The organism is Vibrio sp. ZOR0018 (genome assembly GCF_963865925.1).
GTDB lineage: Bacteria > Pseudomonadota > Gammaproteobacteria > Enterobacterales > Vibrionaceae > Vibrio > Vibrio anguillarum.
On the sequence record NZ_CAWMCN010000073.1, the window covers coordinates 194,430 to 209,334 of the forward strand.

A 14,905-nucleotide genomic window follows, 5' to 3' on the forward strand; every position below is an offset into this window, starting at 1 on the left:
TACACATATATAACACTAAAGCAAAAATATTGAATTGCAAGTGATGAATGAAAAAACATAGAAAAACGCACAAAAAAGCCTCGTGTTAGAACGAGGCTTGAAGTCATTGTTTGCAATAAAAAGTTTATTAAAACCCGTTAGCTTATTGAGGTAACTGGTTTATTAAAGCAATCAGCTTGTTGGGCAACTCGCAGGGCCAATCTCTTTCCATACTCCCCACACACCAGTAGTCGATGGGTTTTCGCCAGTTGTCCACCACTTGGCTTCCCATACTTTACCAGCCCAAGAAACTTGTTGACCGCCAGTATAAACCGCTGATTTATCCCACAAGTTACTGCAAGTGTCACCACCAGAATCTTTCTTCGCCACGATAACCGATGCACTTGCAGAGGCCGCCGCTTTACCATCACTGACAGTTACAGTGAAGCTTAGCGTGGTGTCTTGTGTATACTCAGGAGCAACAAACGAAACACTCGCACCTTGAATGGTTGCATTTAGGCCTGCAGGTACATCCCATACGAAAGTTAAGGCGTCTTGATCGACGTCACTTGAAGCGGAAGCGTCCACCACCACAACCTCACCAGCATTGGCATTGCTTGGCGCAGTAATCACCGCCACTGGTGGCGTGTTCACAGGCTCAGTTGCTTTAGGTTTGACCGTTACAGTCACAACATCAGAAGCCGTTGCGCCTTTGTTATCTGTGACCGTCAACTTAAACGTCAGCGTTTGTACTTGTGCCACTTCGGCCGCGTCAAAACTGGCTTGTGCAGAATTAGCGTTTACTAAGCTCACTGCTGTGCCCGCCGTTTGCTGCCACACGTAACTGACAATAGTGCCATCACTGTCTTTTGATGCACCGCCATCAAGAACAACACTCACCGGACCGACCACCGATTGATCAACACCTGCATTTGCAGTGGGCACGCGGTTCGCTGGGGGTGTAGTACCTCCTCCTGCTAAGCTTTCATGCATCGCATTTAGAATGTCACCATTATCAGCGTCAATCTCCCAAGAGAACAACCCGGCCAAACCAAGGTTTCGAGCATAGGCGCCTTTGGCTTTGATTGAACGGTTATCGTCAAAAGTAACCAGTTGGCCCGTTGTACGATTCCAAACCCAAGGTGCTTCAGCTTGTGCATCGTATCCATATTCAAAGCCATTAATACCGGTATTATTAGCCCCTAACATGAATGATTTGATGCCTTTATAGTCAATCACACCCGCTTCCCACACGCCTTGCGCGGAAGTGCCTTTCAATTTTCCGTTACCTACCCCTGTCATCGGGTCGGTTGGATCACTTAATGAAGCCGGCATCACCCCTTCCCAGCCACGGCCATACATAGCCGCACCTAAGACTAACTTATTAGCAGGGACACCCTGTGCTAGCAGTAACTGGATACCGTTATCCGCCGTATAAGCTGGGCCTTTATAAGGTTCGCCATTTTCATCTACTCCTTTCCCATCACACTGACCAGGGCGCATGAATGATCCGCAGTAAAGCGCGGTTTGGTGGCCTAATACGTTATTCCAACCGCCATAAAAGTCATAAGTCATGGCAAAGATGTAATCCATATATTGAATGGCTTCGCCATAATTAACATCTTCAATCTTGTCATGACCAACACCAATTGCTGACGTGAGCTCATAAGTACGACCAGTTTCCGATTGCAATTCATCAAGCATGGCACGCAGTTCACGCATTAGCGCAATGTACGCAGGACCATCATTGACTGGGTCACCGCGATCCGCTGCTTGACCACCTCCTCCAGGATATTCCCAGTCGATATCAACACCGTCGTAGAATTTCCAAGTGGTTAGGAATTTCTTCACTGAAGCAACAAAAGTATCGCGATTGGCCTTGTTGGTAAAATCAAAAAATGGGTCAGAGAGTGTCCAACCACCAATAGAAGGAAGGATCTTGAGGTCTGGATTACGCTGTTTGAGCGCCATCAACATGGCATAGTTGCCCTTGATCGGAGAGCTGTATTGGTGACCCGCTTGCGGGAAACTCTTTTGATAGGCCGCCCAAGGGTCATGGATCACCACTTCGTAATCATTCACCCCATTACATGCTGTCATCAACGCGTTGTAGCTGTTTCCACCAACGGATTTCAATGATTCGTTAGGGCCACAAATTGGAATGAAGCCGTATAGAATATGCGTCAGATTATCAGCCGGGATGTTATCTACCGTATATTTTCGGTCATAGATGCCCCACTCAACAAAGTAGGTTCCAACCACCGTATCTTTATCGGTCGTGTAAGTCTTGTTGTTGGGATCAATATTCATCACCAAAGGTTTGAGATGTGAGCCATCGGTATCGGCAATTGTTATCTCAACGGGTGCACTTTTGCTGCAACCTGTCGCGTCGCAAGCTTCGATTGCCATTTGGTAAACACCACCTTGTGCATAACTGAAGTTTGCGGTGGTTTGGCTGCCAGTGATTGGGCCTGTCGCGACCTGTGCGCCATCAAAATAGATTTTATATGTGTTGCCCGTTGTACCACTCCATTGGTTAAACTTAACGGCAATCGGCGCTTGATCATAATATTTGACCATTTGGTTATAACCAGCCGTGCTTTCCATGGCTAATTCAACTTTAGAAAACTGTAGATTATTCGACCCATAGACATCGACGCTAGGGGTTGCTGGTGCTGCCATTGCCGTGCCCGAAAGAGCCATTGCAATACTTGCGGCGCACAAAGTAATACGATTCATACCTATATCTCTCATTTCTGAATGTTTCACTTACATTTAAGCAAGCTGCTCTTCTGATAAGGCATTGAAGAACATCCATTTCAGTATTTACAAGACTTATTTTTTTTAGCAAAAAAATAAAAACGCTTTTCGAGTCATCGTTAAAATTTTGTTATGGGGATTCACCGTGTTACATCTTAAAAGCAATTCTGAGTCAGGAATTCAGAATTTTGACAAAGCAAAGCAGGTAAGTTTAATTTTTTACGCTAATTAAGGCCTTTGAAGAAGACTGAATGGCATAATTTAAAATTAAGAGAATGACATTATCACGTGACTAACGATCTGATAATATTGACGAATGCATGACGCATGCCTCGCACTAAAGATGTTACATTTCAATGAAAATTAGTCACTTATGCCGTTGAGAACTTGCTTTTACAACCAACTATCGGCAACCTCTACTCTATTGCTTGCAAGGATAAAATAATGAACCTAATTAAACCGACTTTATGTACATTAACCATGATCTTTAGTGCCTCTGTATTGGCTAATATCACTCTTGAAATTCCAGACACCATTAACTTATTAGCGGTGAATGGTCAGAAGCCCGAAACTTCTGGCAGCCTATTTTCCTCAGCGAAAAGCCTTGAGCTGGCCGATGGTGAACAACAAATCGTCTTCAAATACGCGCCTTATTTTACGCAAGGGAATGATCGCGTGATTATCGAAAGCGATGCAGTCATTGCCACATTCACCGCAAAGGATGCAAAACTGAATTTTGCCATGCCTGAATACCGTGATGCACATCGAGCAGAGAAAGAGATTAAAACAATGCAATGGTCACTGATTGACCAAGCAGGCCAAACACTAGAGATAAAGCAAGATCGCCTTCTTAAAGAAGGGTATCAAGTAGGCCGTGACTATATCCGTGAAGCAAATGACTATAATCGCGCAGGGGGTATTGCAGCTATTGGAATGACGGATGTTGCTATGCTGCAAAATGAACTAGCTCAGTCAGGAAATGTACAAAACGCCGCCGAAGAAATGCTGCATTTTTGGTACAACAAGGCTGATGAGAAAACGAAAGCACGCTTTAAAGAATTCGTTAATCAACAGTAATAACGTCTCAATATGAGCTCTCTGAATTGAGAGCTCATTAGTATTGAAGTAGTTTGTGCTTAGCTTACCAGAACAGCATCGCAATCATGGTCAGCAAGCCAATACAAGCAATATTTAACATCATACCCACTCGCATCATCTCACTTTGCTTAATGTGTCCAGAGGCAAACACTATCGCATTGGGTGGCGTCGCAACGGGCAACATAAATGCACAAGAAGCCGCAATAGCAATCAATACAGATAGAATCACGGGTGAGATACCAAAGGCTTCAGCAACACTGGCAAACACCGGAATAAGCAGCGCTGCACTGGCTGTATTACTCGCGAATTCCGTTAGGAACACCACGAAAACAGCAATCACGAATACAATAAAGAACAGACCTAAATGAGAGATCAGGGCACTTAGTTCATTGGCTAGGAAAACGCTGGTTCCCGTTTGCTTAAGTACGTTGCTCAAGCAAATGCCGCCACCAAACAGCAGTAATACTCCCCAATCTGCCGTTTTTTCTACATCTTTCCAGTGCACCACTCGGGCAAAATTGACCAAAACAATCGCACCCAGAGCAACCAGAGTATCAAAGCTCGCAAAACCACCCAGCATGGCATTGACTGGTTTGCTAAATATCCAACAAAAAACCGTTAATGCGAAAATACCAAGCGTGACGACTTTACCTTTATCCCAAGTAACAGGTTCATAATTGAGCTCGAACTCTCCATTAAGATCCGGTTTTAATGCGAAATATAAAATAGTAATCGCAATGGGCAGCATAATCGCCGCCGTTGGAGCACCAAATTTCATCCAATCTGTAAATGAAAGACCAACCTCAGCCGCGGCAATCGCGTTAGGAGGGCTTCCTACGATGGTGGCAATACCACCAATACTGGCGCTGTAAGCAATACCTAACAGCACAAAAACATAGGTCGAATGACCACGGTCTTTATCCACTTTGCTGAGCACTCCAAGCACAAGCGGTAGCATCATCGCAGCGGTGGCGGTGTTACTGATCCACATTGAAAGCGCGGCAGTCACACCAAACAACATGAATACCGCAACGCTCATTTTCCCGCGCGCCATGATAAGAACTTTATCGGCAATAACTTTATCCAGCCCCTGCCGATGCATAGCAGCAGCCAATGCGAATCCACCTAAAAATAGGAAGATAATCGAGTTAGCAAAGTTATTGAGCGCCGTTTGGGTGTTAAAAACACCAAAAACGATGGCCATGATAGGCACAAGAATGGCCGTGACTGTGACGTGTAAAGCTTCCGTTAACCACAGCACCGCAATAAATGCCAGCATACTAATGCCCAAAGCGACATTAGAATCAACAGGCAAGGCATTGTACAGGACAAAAAACAGGACAATATCGGCTAGGATGATAAGGCTGTTGCGGTTAAAAAACCATTCTCGGGTGTTGGAGGGTAAAGGGACACTATCGTTTCTATTCATTATTATTTTTCCTTATGAGGGCCTACTGGCAACAATATGATCACACATATTCAAACAAGGAGATAATAATTATTGCGAAATTGTTAACCTTATCAAGACTATGGTTAACAATTTAACACTTTGAAATAAATGGAAAACTATTGGTTAAATTACACCCATCCAATTACGGCTTCAAATAAGCTTAAAACGAATACCTTAGCATGGTATTCCTGCCAACAAATCAAATCCGTACTTAACTTGTTCACCTTTCATCACACGTCCATGTCCTTGGTTTTGGGTGGTAATAAGTGACACTTTCTCAATTTCTTCTGCCGCTCGCTTTGACACAGAATATTTGGTGAACTTATCATTCTCATCGTGAACAATGACGCTGCGAGATTGACGCTGAGCAAGCTTATGGTAAGGATCGATAGATTGAATGGGATAACGATATTGATCGGCAACTTCCGTAACAACGGCCTCAAATAAGCGCATCGAATAGCCAGACCTTGCCACACTGCTGAATAAGTTATCCAAATAATCCAGCACGGGCGCAACCAATAACATGGGACAATGCTCAATTTTATGATGTCGGCACTCTAATGCGGCGGCCGTCCCCATACTGTGTCCAACGATACCAGCAACATTGTCAATACTATCGAGTATCGCTTCCAACCCTCCAACAAACGCAGGAATGTGACCATACACGCCCTCGCTTTGACCATGTGCTGGGTGATCATAAGCTAATGCCGTATAACCACGTGCCGCAATATGCTCCATCAGTGGATAAAACTGACTTGCCGTGCCAGACCAACCATGAGTCAATAACCAAATGGGACCACTTCCGAGTTGATAAGTCGTCAGAGCCCCTTCAACGCACATTACACGGCCAGTTTTCAGGCCAATTGGCGGCTGGTTTTGAGGCTTACTTCTTGCCGGAGTCAACAATACATTTCGTGCAACTTTTTTGGCATGTGACGGTGCGAGCGTGTGATGAAGACGAGTGCTCATATTAACCAATGTACGTTTCACACTGAATGTGTTTGAGGTGCTAAAATAGATTTTTTCACTCACTGAGTTGCCCTTCCTCTCGAGAAAATAGAACGTTCGTACTATTTCTAATTAAAAATTTTTATTTTGTTAAGCATTTGATTTTGTTAAATAAAAGTGCATCTGCGCTGTTGCAGGCTCGTTCTTCTCGCTGTGAAAAGCGAGAATTAGCTAACATTGCTGCTTCACTATATTTCGCCATCGAGACATTAAATCGCCCACGCCTTTCCAAAAATGTTGATAACTTTCCATTTGGCCGTAGATCGAGTAGAACAAATGAGCACTTAAATAGAGTCCATACAACTCATAAGCAGCCTGCTTTACATCCAACTTCGGATGAAACTGTGCGCTATCAACCCCTTTTTGAATTTGAATTTGCAAGTAATGAATCCAAGTCGCGATGGTTTTTTTAAGTACTTTTTGAATTGCGCAATCACAAGTTGCGGCATCTTTCCACGCATCTAAAAACATACAACTGCCTTGGAATGAATGATTCCAACCTAACCAGTGCTCTAACAGCACTCGCAATTTAGCTTCGATATTCTCGTCGCCAATCAGGCGAGCCGGTGTAATAACACGCTCAGTAAACACAGAATGGGCATGCTCTAATACTGCAATTTGCAAATTTTCTTTAGCATTAAAATGCGCAAACAAACCACTTTTTGATAAACCGCACTGTTTTGCCAACTCACCGATAGTGAGACTTTCCAAACCGTTTTCACTGGCTAATTCGAACGCTTTGTTCAGTACATTTTCTCTTGTAATTCTACCTTTGCTCATATTATGCCGACTCTCACTTCATACCATGCTATTTTTAGCACGTTCGTTCTTTTTTGCAAATTTGATTTTGCAAAATGAGGAACTGTGGAAGAATAGCAACGCTATGAGCAACTTCAATGGATTGATATGACAACGATTATCGAACAACTTTTGTTTTCGGCCTCAATTACAGGGCCTATCTGTTTGATGTTAGTACTGGGCGTTGTACTGAAGCGAACGGGGGTTATCAACGATAATTTCATCGATGTCGCGTCACGCATCGTATTCCAAGTCACCTTACCAGCCATGCTATTTCTTAGCATAGTCAAATCACAGCACGATTTTTCTTCCAGTGCAGCACTGATCGGCTATGGACTACTCGCTAATTTCCTATTTTTTCTTTTCACGACTTTTTTCACCAAAAAAGCGTTCCCACAACATCTGGATCACGGCGTGATCATCCAAGGCGGGTTTCGTGCGAATACCGCTATTATCGCTTTGGCTTATGTCGCAAATACTTATGGCGAACCTGGGCTAGCATTAGCGGCGATGTACGTTGCCGCAACCACTATCCTTTATAATATTCAAGCGGTGATAACACTCACGCCAAAAGGGGAAAGTTCAGGGCTCAAAGCCGCTGGAGTGATTGCCAAAACACTCACAAAAAACCCACTGATTATTGGTATTCTGCTCGGTGTTTTATGCTATTCCTTATCCCTTCCAATCCCGAAAATGGTCACTGATGCTGGCCAATACTTTGCCAATATGACACTACCATTAGCACTACTGTGTACTGGCGGCTCACTCAATATAGGTTCACTCAGAAGCGACAAAGCACCGGCTTGGTTTGCCACTGCCCATAAGCTGATTCTCGCCCCGATATTGATCACATCGGGTGCGTTACTTTTTGGCTTTAGCGGGTTAGATCTCGGGCTAGTCTTTTTGATGAGTGCATCCCCTACCGCTGCGGCCAGTTATGTTATGGCAAGAGCAATGGGAGGAAATGCAACCTTAGCGGCCAACATCATTGCATTGACGACCGTATTTTCACTGTTTACTTGTACACTAGGCATCTTCCTGCTCGCATCTCTGAACTTAATCTAACCGCCTTTTAATTCACTGCGGAAAAGTAAGTAAGGAAGGAAGGGCCATTCAAAAAAGAGCGAATCATTCCATCATGGAGACATCACTTTCTTTCAGTCCATGATTAAATAGCGTCAACAGTTGCTCACTTCGTTCACCCATTTTAGGGAACAATAGATAGTTATTATTGATGAGAAAAGGTTTGGGATGGTGCGTGATCATTTCTCGCCATTGCGGTAAGTATTTATCCAGAGTGTAATAACCGATATGAATTTCTTCTGGCATGAGATCAATCCGCTTTTTCGCCAGCCGTTCGAAGTTCTGTTTTGGATCATTGACTCGAGACATTTTTATTTGCTGCGTCTCTAACAATCTGTCTAACTCGGCACCATAGCTGTAAGCAATGCCACCTCCTAAATGTAACCCCTTAAGATCATAGAGGCTTTCCCAGTGAAAGTCGGTTTCTTTATGGTGAAAAAACACGAAGCGTTCATCGCTCACCGCTTCGCTATAATAAAAATCTACCGTCCGCTCTTGGTTAAACATCCAAATAGCAGTTGCATCATAACGTCCAGCTTTGGCTTCGGCGTATGCTCTCGCCCATGGGAAAAAATGAAACTCAACTTCGTAGCCAGCATCCTTAAATACTTTACGGATGATCTCAGCAACAAAACCATTATTTTCAAGGTGTTGACCAATAAACGGCGGCCATTCACCCGCACTAATACGAATAATATGACTATTGTGTATTGAGGATGGCGCTGCCCATGCGGGGATAGAAATCCATGATAGGATGAGACAGAGCCAAACCTCATACCATCTTAAAGATTTCATTGCCGTACCTGAACATTGAGCAAACTTTTAAGAAACATAACAAAAACTAATAAAACAAAACGTATACATAATATATTTATGTTTTTATGCTAGTGCAGTTCTTAAACCCACTTTTTGTAACCAACACGACAAAAATAAGGCCACGTGCTACAACATCAATGAGGAAATAACCATGATGAAATGGATAGTTGGTTTAAGCCTACTATTTAGCAATGTTGCTAGTTTGGCAGCGACTTCGGTCGATTGGTTACAGGTAAAATCAGAAGACGGCATTACGATCTACTCGCGCCACCATAGCGATGGCTTAGTCCAAATACGGGCGCAAATGTTCGTATCCACTAGCTATTTCGCTTTTATGCGGCTATTAGATGACAGTGAACATGTACCAAACTGGATAGATAACGTGAGTAACAGCCGTGTGCTGCAAAAAATTTCAGATACCGAGAATATTGTTTACACCCAATTCTCGGCACCATGGCCAGCTAAAAACAGAGATATGGTGACTTATTCAAAATTTGAGATGCTACCTAATGGTTTAAGTTTAGACATAGTGGATGCCCTAAATTACTTGCCTGAACAACCGGGATACATCCGTATCACTCAAGTCAACGCACATTGGACGCTGCAAAAACTGACTAATGGTATGACTCACATCGATTATATTGCCTTCGCTAATCCAGGAGGTGCACTACCTAACTGGTTAGTGAACAAACTGTCCACTGACAGTGCCTTTACCACATTTAAAGGCTTGCGCCGAGAATTGGCCACCTATCAAGAGAAACTTCACCCTGCCGTGAATGAATAGCATTCTTAACCCAATACTTGGCCAAAAGGAAGGTAAACAATATTCAGCACGATCAAGATAACCATCGCACTGAACGTTAGCTTCATACCACGAATCCGCCCTTTCAGTTGGTCACTTAAAATCGCTCTGGCATGTAAAATTCGGCCAATGATAAACGTAATGCCTACCCCGTGGATCCACCATACGCTAGCACCATTAAACTCCAATAACCCCATTAGGATTAAAGTAATAGGAATGTATTCTGCGGCATTTCCTTGCGCGCTGCGAGCTAATTGCAGTGCTGGTACTCCACCATCGGCATATCTCACTTGGTTAGCCCGACGCTGTTTAATAACGTTAATCGCTAGCCACAAAAATAATACTGAAAGTATCGATGCATATAGAGCAATAACCATGGTCATTCCTTTTCAGGTCAGTAGTACCTCTATAGTAGTGCATCAAGCACGTTCAGATCACTACTCTGATTCAAAGCAATCTCTAGTGCTGGAGTGGCTTAATCTCCTGAGCCGAGTACACCTTATCCACTTTATCCCAAGGAATCGGGTCAATTGATACACCTGCGTCTTTTGCGCGTTGGTGAATACGCTCTAATGAAGAACCAGACTGCTTATACGTTTCCACACCAAAACCATTGCTATCGCGATCCATGACTTTATCTGGTGCCAATTCAGCTAAATAGATGGTCGTACCACAACCTCTTAACCAAACTTTGGCTTGCCCATTGGGCAGTAAACCAAACACGAATTCGGTGCGATAACAAACATTACCCAATGAACCATCTCTATTTTGGTAAAGACTTTTTTGTGCCATCAAACTTTTCACATCTTCAGATACAGTATATTTGGTGACATAAAACTGGGTGTTAATAAGTGAAACCCAGTACAAGTAAAGACTATCTGGTGGTAATTTAATCTTTACAACCTGCTCACCCTGCGTATTCATAGCAAAACTATGAACAGGCAACCCAAAACCATCATATTCAGGTAACCAACCTTGAACATTTTTTAGATCACTGATTCTCATAAACTGAGAAAAGGTATGCAAAGGAGATGTCCAGTTTTGCGCCTCATTTACTCCATAAGCTTGAGTCACTTTAACAGGGTAAAAAGAGGGCATAGAGACGCTAACACTCCATGCCTTCTCTGGTATTGGCCCCGCATACGATGAGCAGGCATTTAACAATGCCGTGATCAACAAAACAGATACACTTTTTAAATACATTCTACTTTCCTTCTTCGCATGGGTAGCTGGCGCGCTTATAGCAGCCTTGACTTTTGTCCCAAAGCGGTTTGAGTGCAAAACTATCATCCGACGAATGATGAAATAAGTTTAGCTGCATCAACTCTTGTTTACGTTTTGCATCAAATTCACTCTCTAACTTGGTATATTGCCCTTGCTTTGCCATATCAAGAATCTGTTGACTAAATTGCTCGAGGCTAAACGAGAAACGCTCGACAGGCTGAAACGTAAAATCTTTGACTATATATAAATATTCTTCAGGGTTTTGCCACAAAAAACCATCCGCATCGGCCACTGGTACCCCATGATACTCGGCTAGACCATACATCAACCTAAGGTATACACGGGAGAGCTCTCCTTCCACCTTTCGCTTTATATAAAGGCGGCCGACCACTCTTCCGCCCTCTTTTTTACCTTGTTCAATAAACTCAACTTCTGGTTCTACATAGTCACTTTCCTGCCAACCGGTGGCTAAATCACGTTGCTTATACTCAGACAGCTTTCTTCTCACGTATTGCTCGGCGCGATCCTTATCCCAGCGGTCAGAGAAAGAGCGGCTCGCACGCTTCACCAACTTTTTCTCTAAGATCGGCAAGAGATAATCACTGTTGTTGTAGCTCAGGCGTGAATGGTAACCACCACCAATATCGGAATGGGCTCCTGGAAGGACAAATTCATGAAAATGATCTACCGAATCAACAGAGTTAAGATGGTTGAGGCTAAAGTTATAACGACACTCAATGCTAGGATCGGCGGTTAAGTGAACAGCACGCCGAACGCGCTGAGGATCAATCCATAACCTCACATCACCATTGTCATGATGAGTTGAAAAATCAAAAGAGAGTAGGTCAACCACAGAAGCGACGGTATCAAACAGGCCTGCAAAAGTAATCTCACAGCTGGCTTTAGCCTCATCTGCTTCACTCCAATCAAACCCGTAAGCTAAGGGAATGCCGCTCTTTTGGCACGCCTTACTAAACGCTTGAGCAAACTCGCTCTGCTCGCCATCCAACACCACATTAATAAAATGTCTTGCAGCAGCAGCTCCACGGCTAAAGCCGAATACATCGAACTGCAACTTATTAAAACCGTCAACGATATCCGGCTGTGCATCAGCAAAGACTGATTTAATATTCATAATTGACGTTGAAAGCTGATCTATGGAAGTATTAACTTTAGCGGTCACACCATATTTACCTATTCCTGCCCCCTGCCCAAAAATTTCCGATTCATCAGCCGGAGCAATGCTTGTGCTATTTCCCGTGCCAATTCCCGTAATATATTCAGCCATTGAATAAGCACTTCTGTTTTCAGAAAATTGATTTTTCTCATAAAGTTCAAACAACTTCTGTACATTGGTCAGCTCATTAGTGGCGCTGCCTGCCACTGTCTCTACTTCGCCTTCATCATTTTTAAATAAAGAGATAAAGAAATTGTCTTTTTTAGGATAATCAAAACACTCGCTCGATAAGTGAGTGGCTGGAATATCGTTTTTAAGCCGCCCTGTTTTTCTGGAAATAATGTCGCAATCAACGTTGTATTTCATTTTCCATGTTTGATAGTAATTCTCTAACTGAGTTTTACCCCATTGTGCACTGTAAGTATTATTGGCTGTGCCATCAAAAAATATACCTACACGTAAGGTAATAAAGTTAAATCCTCTCACTTTAAGAACATAACTTTTATCTGTCAGTAAGTTGCAAGCATCCGCTTGACCTTTTTGGTGCCTTACGGGTAAAGCTTGTTCTGCCGTCAATTCAGTTAGATCGCCACTGGTTACGTTTAGAAAAACGGCACTATTTCCTAAATGGTCTTGGTATTGCTTGGCAAAATCTAAAGTGGGGTCAGCTTCATTATTGGGTTTTCGCCGTTTACCTTGAGCCTCTCTTAGCCATTGATCAGCATCGAGAGTTAGCGTCACTGGGCCGGGGGCAAGTGTTTTAAGCAAGATAGGCGCTTCACCTAATACGACGGGAAATTCATGCTTTGCAGAGTCAGTGATAGAACCAGTGATGCCTTCAAATGGCTTATTGAACTCATCACGGATGATAATTTCAATCCAATGCGTTCGATTTTCACACGGCGCACAAAAAGGGCTAACTCCTGTTGTACTTCTCATTGCCAGCTCTCCTTAATGGCCTTTAACTCTTTCAGTTCATCCGATGTTAAATGTAAAGGATGGGATAAATCATCAAGCGCGGTATCGGTTGCAGTGACGAGCGCAACTAACGCATGCTGCTCTGCGACCTCATAGCTATTTTGCTTTTCTAATGCTGATTGCAAGGCTGATAATATCGTCTGCTGCGGTGATTCTAGGCGCTGTAAAAGATGCGGCAATAGCTCCCACCAACGTCTTTCTAAGGAATTGGCATGAACATTTATGTTGTACAAAGGCGCTAGGTGGTGAGGTAACATCTTCCACCAAGTCCCGTGGCGAAGCACAAATTCACTGCATGAGGTATTACTGAAGGTAATGAGAGCGTCTTCTTCATGGTGATCAATCGCCACCAATTGGTTGATGTTGCCTAAAAAGTGATTCACCTCAGTTTCATCCATCGCTCGTAGTATGGGAACGATCACATCACGATCGTAAAAACGAAACATCACTTCTTCGCCATCTAATGCGGCAATTAATAAGCTCCGCAGATGACCCAAAACTTCTTGTGTGCTTACCTGGCTTGACAACACTAGTCCCTGAGCAAGGAGCGATTCTGGCAACTCCAACACAATATCAGTTACAGGAATTAGCCACGGTGATAGCGGCATAACTGAGTCAAACATGGAGCCATAAAATAAAGGCACGGCTTCCTCAAATCCAAAACCACCATTTTGCGCTAAAGCAAGCTTGTGAAGTTTATGATCAACCAACCAATATTGATGCTCTGACTGTGCTTCAAACCACGATTTCAACATTAGGCATCCCCGGCTAATGGGCATACTTTTACGGCTGGCACTCGTGCTTCTTCAGCTTGCAATAGCGCTTGGTAAAGAATGGTTTGAGGTGGCGCGGGGGATTTTTGCAGTTCAAGCTCACCAGGTAATAACGGTAAATCACCACTAAAACCACTGCCACTGCCCGCACTTCCGCCTGAGTTTAAATTAACACCCGCCCCAGAAAGATGGACACCAGCAGGATCGACTTTGACAAAACTGCCACCGGCTGTCACGGTAATTTCTGATCCAGCTTCGATCACCACTTTTTGTCCAGCTTTGATGTGGATTTCATCTCCACTTTCATTAGTCCAAACTTGCCCTGATTTTACGTGCAAGGAACCATCGACCATTAATATACAGCTACCCTTAACCGATTCGCGGCTTTCGCCCTCCACCGTGAGGTGGTGGTTATGTTTAACGTGCGTAAACTGGTCGTTATCCACCGTGAGGTGCTGGTCGTGCTTGATGTTCGCCGTGGCGTCATTGAGCACCAAGGCGTCTAAGTCTTTTTGCGCGTGTAGGTAGATTTTCTCTTGCGCCGCTTGGTCTTCAAAGCTCAGCTCGTTAAACCCTTCTCCTTGGTGCGTTTCACTGCGCAGCACGGTTTTGGTTTTGTTATCCGGCAGTGTGTACGGCGCTTTGTTGGTCGCATGGTAGGTACGGCCTGTCACTATCGGTTGGTCTGGGTCGCCGTTGAGAAACGAGACGATGACTTCATGACCAATGCGCGGAATGGCTATCATGCCGTATTGGCTGCCAGCCCAACCTTGTGAGACGCGCACCCAGCACGAGCTGTGCTCATCGCCGTTGGAATATCTGTCCCACGGGAAATGCAGTTTGACGCGGCCATGTTCGTCGCAGAAGATTTCTTCGCCATCAGGGCCCACGACTAACGCCATGCAAGGGCCGTCCACTTGAGGTTTGGCTTGCGGTGTCGCACGCCACGTGACATCGGC

At 44.0% G+C, this 14,905-nt stretch carries 13 protein-coding genes; 3 read left to right on the forward strand and 10 right to left on the reverse strand.

Features of this window, described 5'->3' with window-relative positions; all coding sequences use genetic code 11:
• Nucleotides 1–171: 171 nt before the first annotated feature.
• Nucleotides 172–2,718 carry a glycosyl hydrolase family 18 protein gene (locus AACR75_RS03620; RefSeq protein WP_047688806.1) on the reverse strand — a complete coding sequence of 849 codons (2,547 nt, stop codon included), beginning with the start codon at nucleotides 2,716–2,718 and terminating at the stop codon, nucleotides 172–174.
• A gap of 474 nt (nucleotides 2,719–3,192) precedes the next feature.
• Here AACR75_RS03620 and AACR75_RS03625 point away from each other — a divergent pair, with 474 nt between their 5' ends.
• Nucleotides 3,193–3,816, forward strand: a complete 624-nt coding sequence (locus AACR75_RS03625; protein WP_170894983.1) for a DUF2057 family protein — start codon at nucleotides 3,193–3,195, stop codon at nucleotides 3,814–3,816.
• Nucleotides 3,817–3,880: 64 nt separating this feature from the next.
• On the opposite strand, the gene AACR75_RS03630 is transcribed toward AACR75_RS03625, so the two are convergent.
• From AACR75_RS03630 to AACR75_RS03640, 3 genes are all read right to left on the reverse strand, one after another.
• Nucleotides 3,881–5,266 (reverse strand): SLC13 family permease, encoded by a 1,386-nt coding sequence (locus AACR75_RS03630; protein WP_017043564.1) that lies wholly within the window; start codon nucleotides 5,264–5,266, stop codon nucleotides 3,881–3,883.
• A gap of 195 nt (nucleotides 5,267–5,461) precedes the next feature.
• A complete protein-coding gene (locus AACR75_RS03635) occupies nucleotides 5,462–6,319 on the reverse strand; it encodes an alpha/beta fold hydrolase (protein WP_047688810.1) in 858 nt (285 codons plus the stop codon).
• 147 nt (nucleotides 6,320–6,466) lie between these two features.
• Nucleotides 6,467–7,075: a TetR/AcrR family transcriptional regulator gene (locus AACR75_RS03640; RefSeq protein ID WP_013868315.1), complete on the reverse strand. Its 609-nt coding sequence runs from the start codon at nucleotides 7,073–7,075 to the stop codon at nucleotides 6,467–6,469.
• A gap of 126 nt (nucleotides 7,076–7,201) precedes the next feature.
• Here AACR75_RS03640 and AACR75_RS03645 point away from each other — a divergent pair, with 126 nt between their 5' ends.
• Entirely contained in the window at nucleotides 7,202–8,158 is a 957-nt protein-coding gene (locus AACR75_RS03645; protein WP_047688813.1) for an AEC family transporter, read from the forward strand.
• Between the two features lie 63 nt (nucleotides 8,159–8,221).
• Here AACR75_RS03645 and AACR75_RS03650 read toward each other — a convergent pair whose 3' ends face one another.
• Entirely contained in the window at nucleotides 8,222–8,971 is a 750-nt protein-coding gene (locus AACR75_RS03650) for a substrate-binding periplasmic protein (protein WP_047688815.1), read from the reverse strand.
• A gap of 172 nt (nucleotides 8,972–9,143) precedes the next feature.
• Between AACR75_RS03650 and AACR75_RS03655 the strand changes: the two genes are divergently transcribed.
• Nucleotides 9,144–9,776 carry an START domain-containing protein gene (locus AACR75_RS03655; RefSeq protein WP_443089063.1) on the forward strand — a complete coding sequence of 211 codons (633 nt, stop codon included), beginning with the start codon at nucleotides 9,144–9,146 and terminating at the stop codon, nucleotides 9,774–9,776.
• Nucleotides 9,777–9,781: 5 nt separating this feature from the next.
• On the opposite strand, the gene AACR75_RS03660 is transcribed toward AACR75_RS03655, so the two are convergent.
• The 5 genes from AACR75_RS03660 to AACR75_RS03680 form a co-directional block, all read right to left on the reverse strand.
• Complete coding sequence (locus AACR75_RS03660; RefSeq protein ID WP_081989710.1) at nucleotides 9,782–10,177, reverse strand: MAPEG family protein; 396 nt, start codon at nucleotides 10,175–10,177, stop codon at nucleotides 9,782–9,784.
• A gap of 76 nt (nucleotides 10,178–10,253) precedes the next feature.
• Nucleotides 10,254–10,997 (reverse strand): DUF2931 family protein, encoded by a 744-nt coding sequence (locus tag AACR75_RS03665; protein ID WP_047688820.1) that lies wholly within the window; start codon nucleotides 10,995–10,997, stop codon nucleotides 10,254–10,256.
• Between the two features lies 1 nt (nucleotide 10,998).
• Nucleotides 10,999–13,134, reverse strand: a complete 2,136-nt coding sequence (locus AACR75_RS03670; RefSeq protein WP_047688823.1) for a phospholipase effector Tle1 domain-containing protein — start codon at nucleotides 13,132–13,134, stop codon at nucleotides 10,999–11,001.
• Nucleotides 13,131–13,952: a DUF4123 domain-containing protein gene (locus AACR75_RS03675; protein WP_081989712.1), complete on the reverse strand. Its 822-nt coding sequence runs from the start codon at nucleotides 13,950–13,952 to the stop codon at nucleotides 13,131–13,133. The genes AACR75_RS03670 and AACR75_RS03675 overlap by 4 nt, the downstream gene beginning before the upstream one ends.
• A partial coding sequence (locus AACR75_RS03680) for a type VI secretion system Vgr family protein (protein WP_047688829.1) occupies nucleotides 13,928–14,905 on the reverse strand: 978 nt, incomplete at its 5' end. The genes AACR75_RS03675 and AACR75_RS03680, both read right to left, overlap by 25 nt.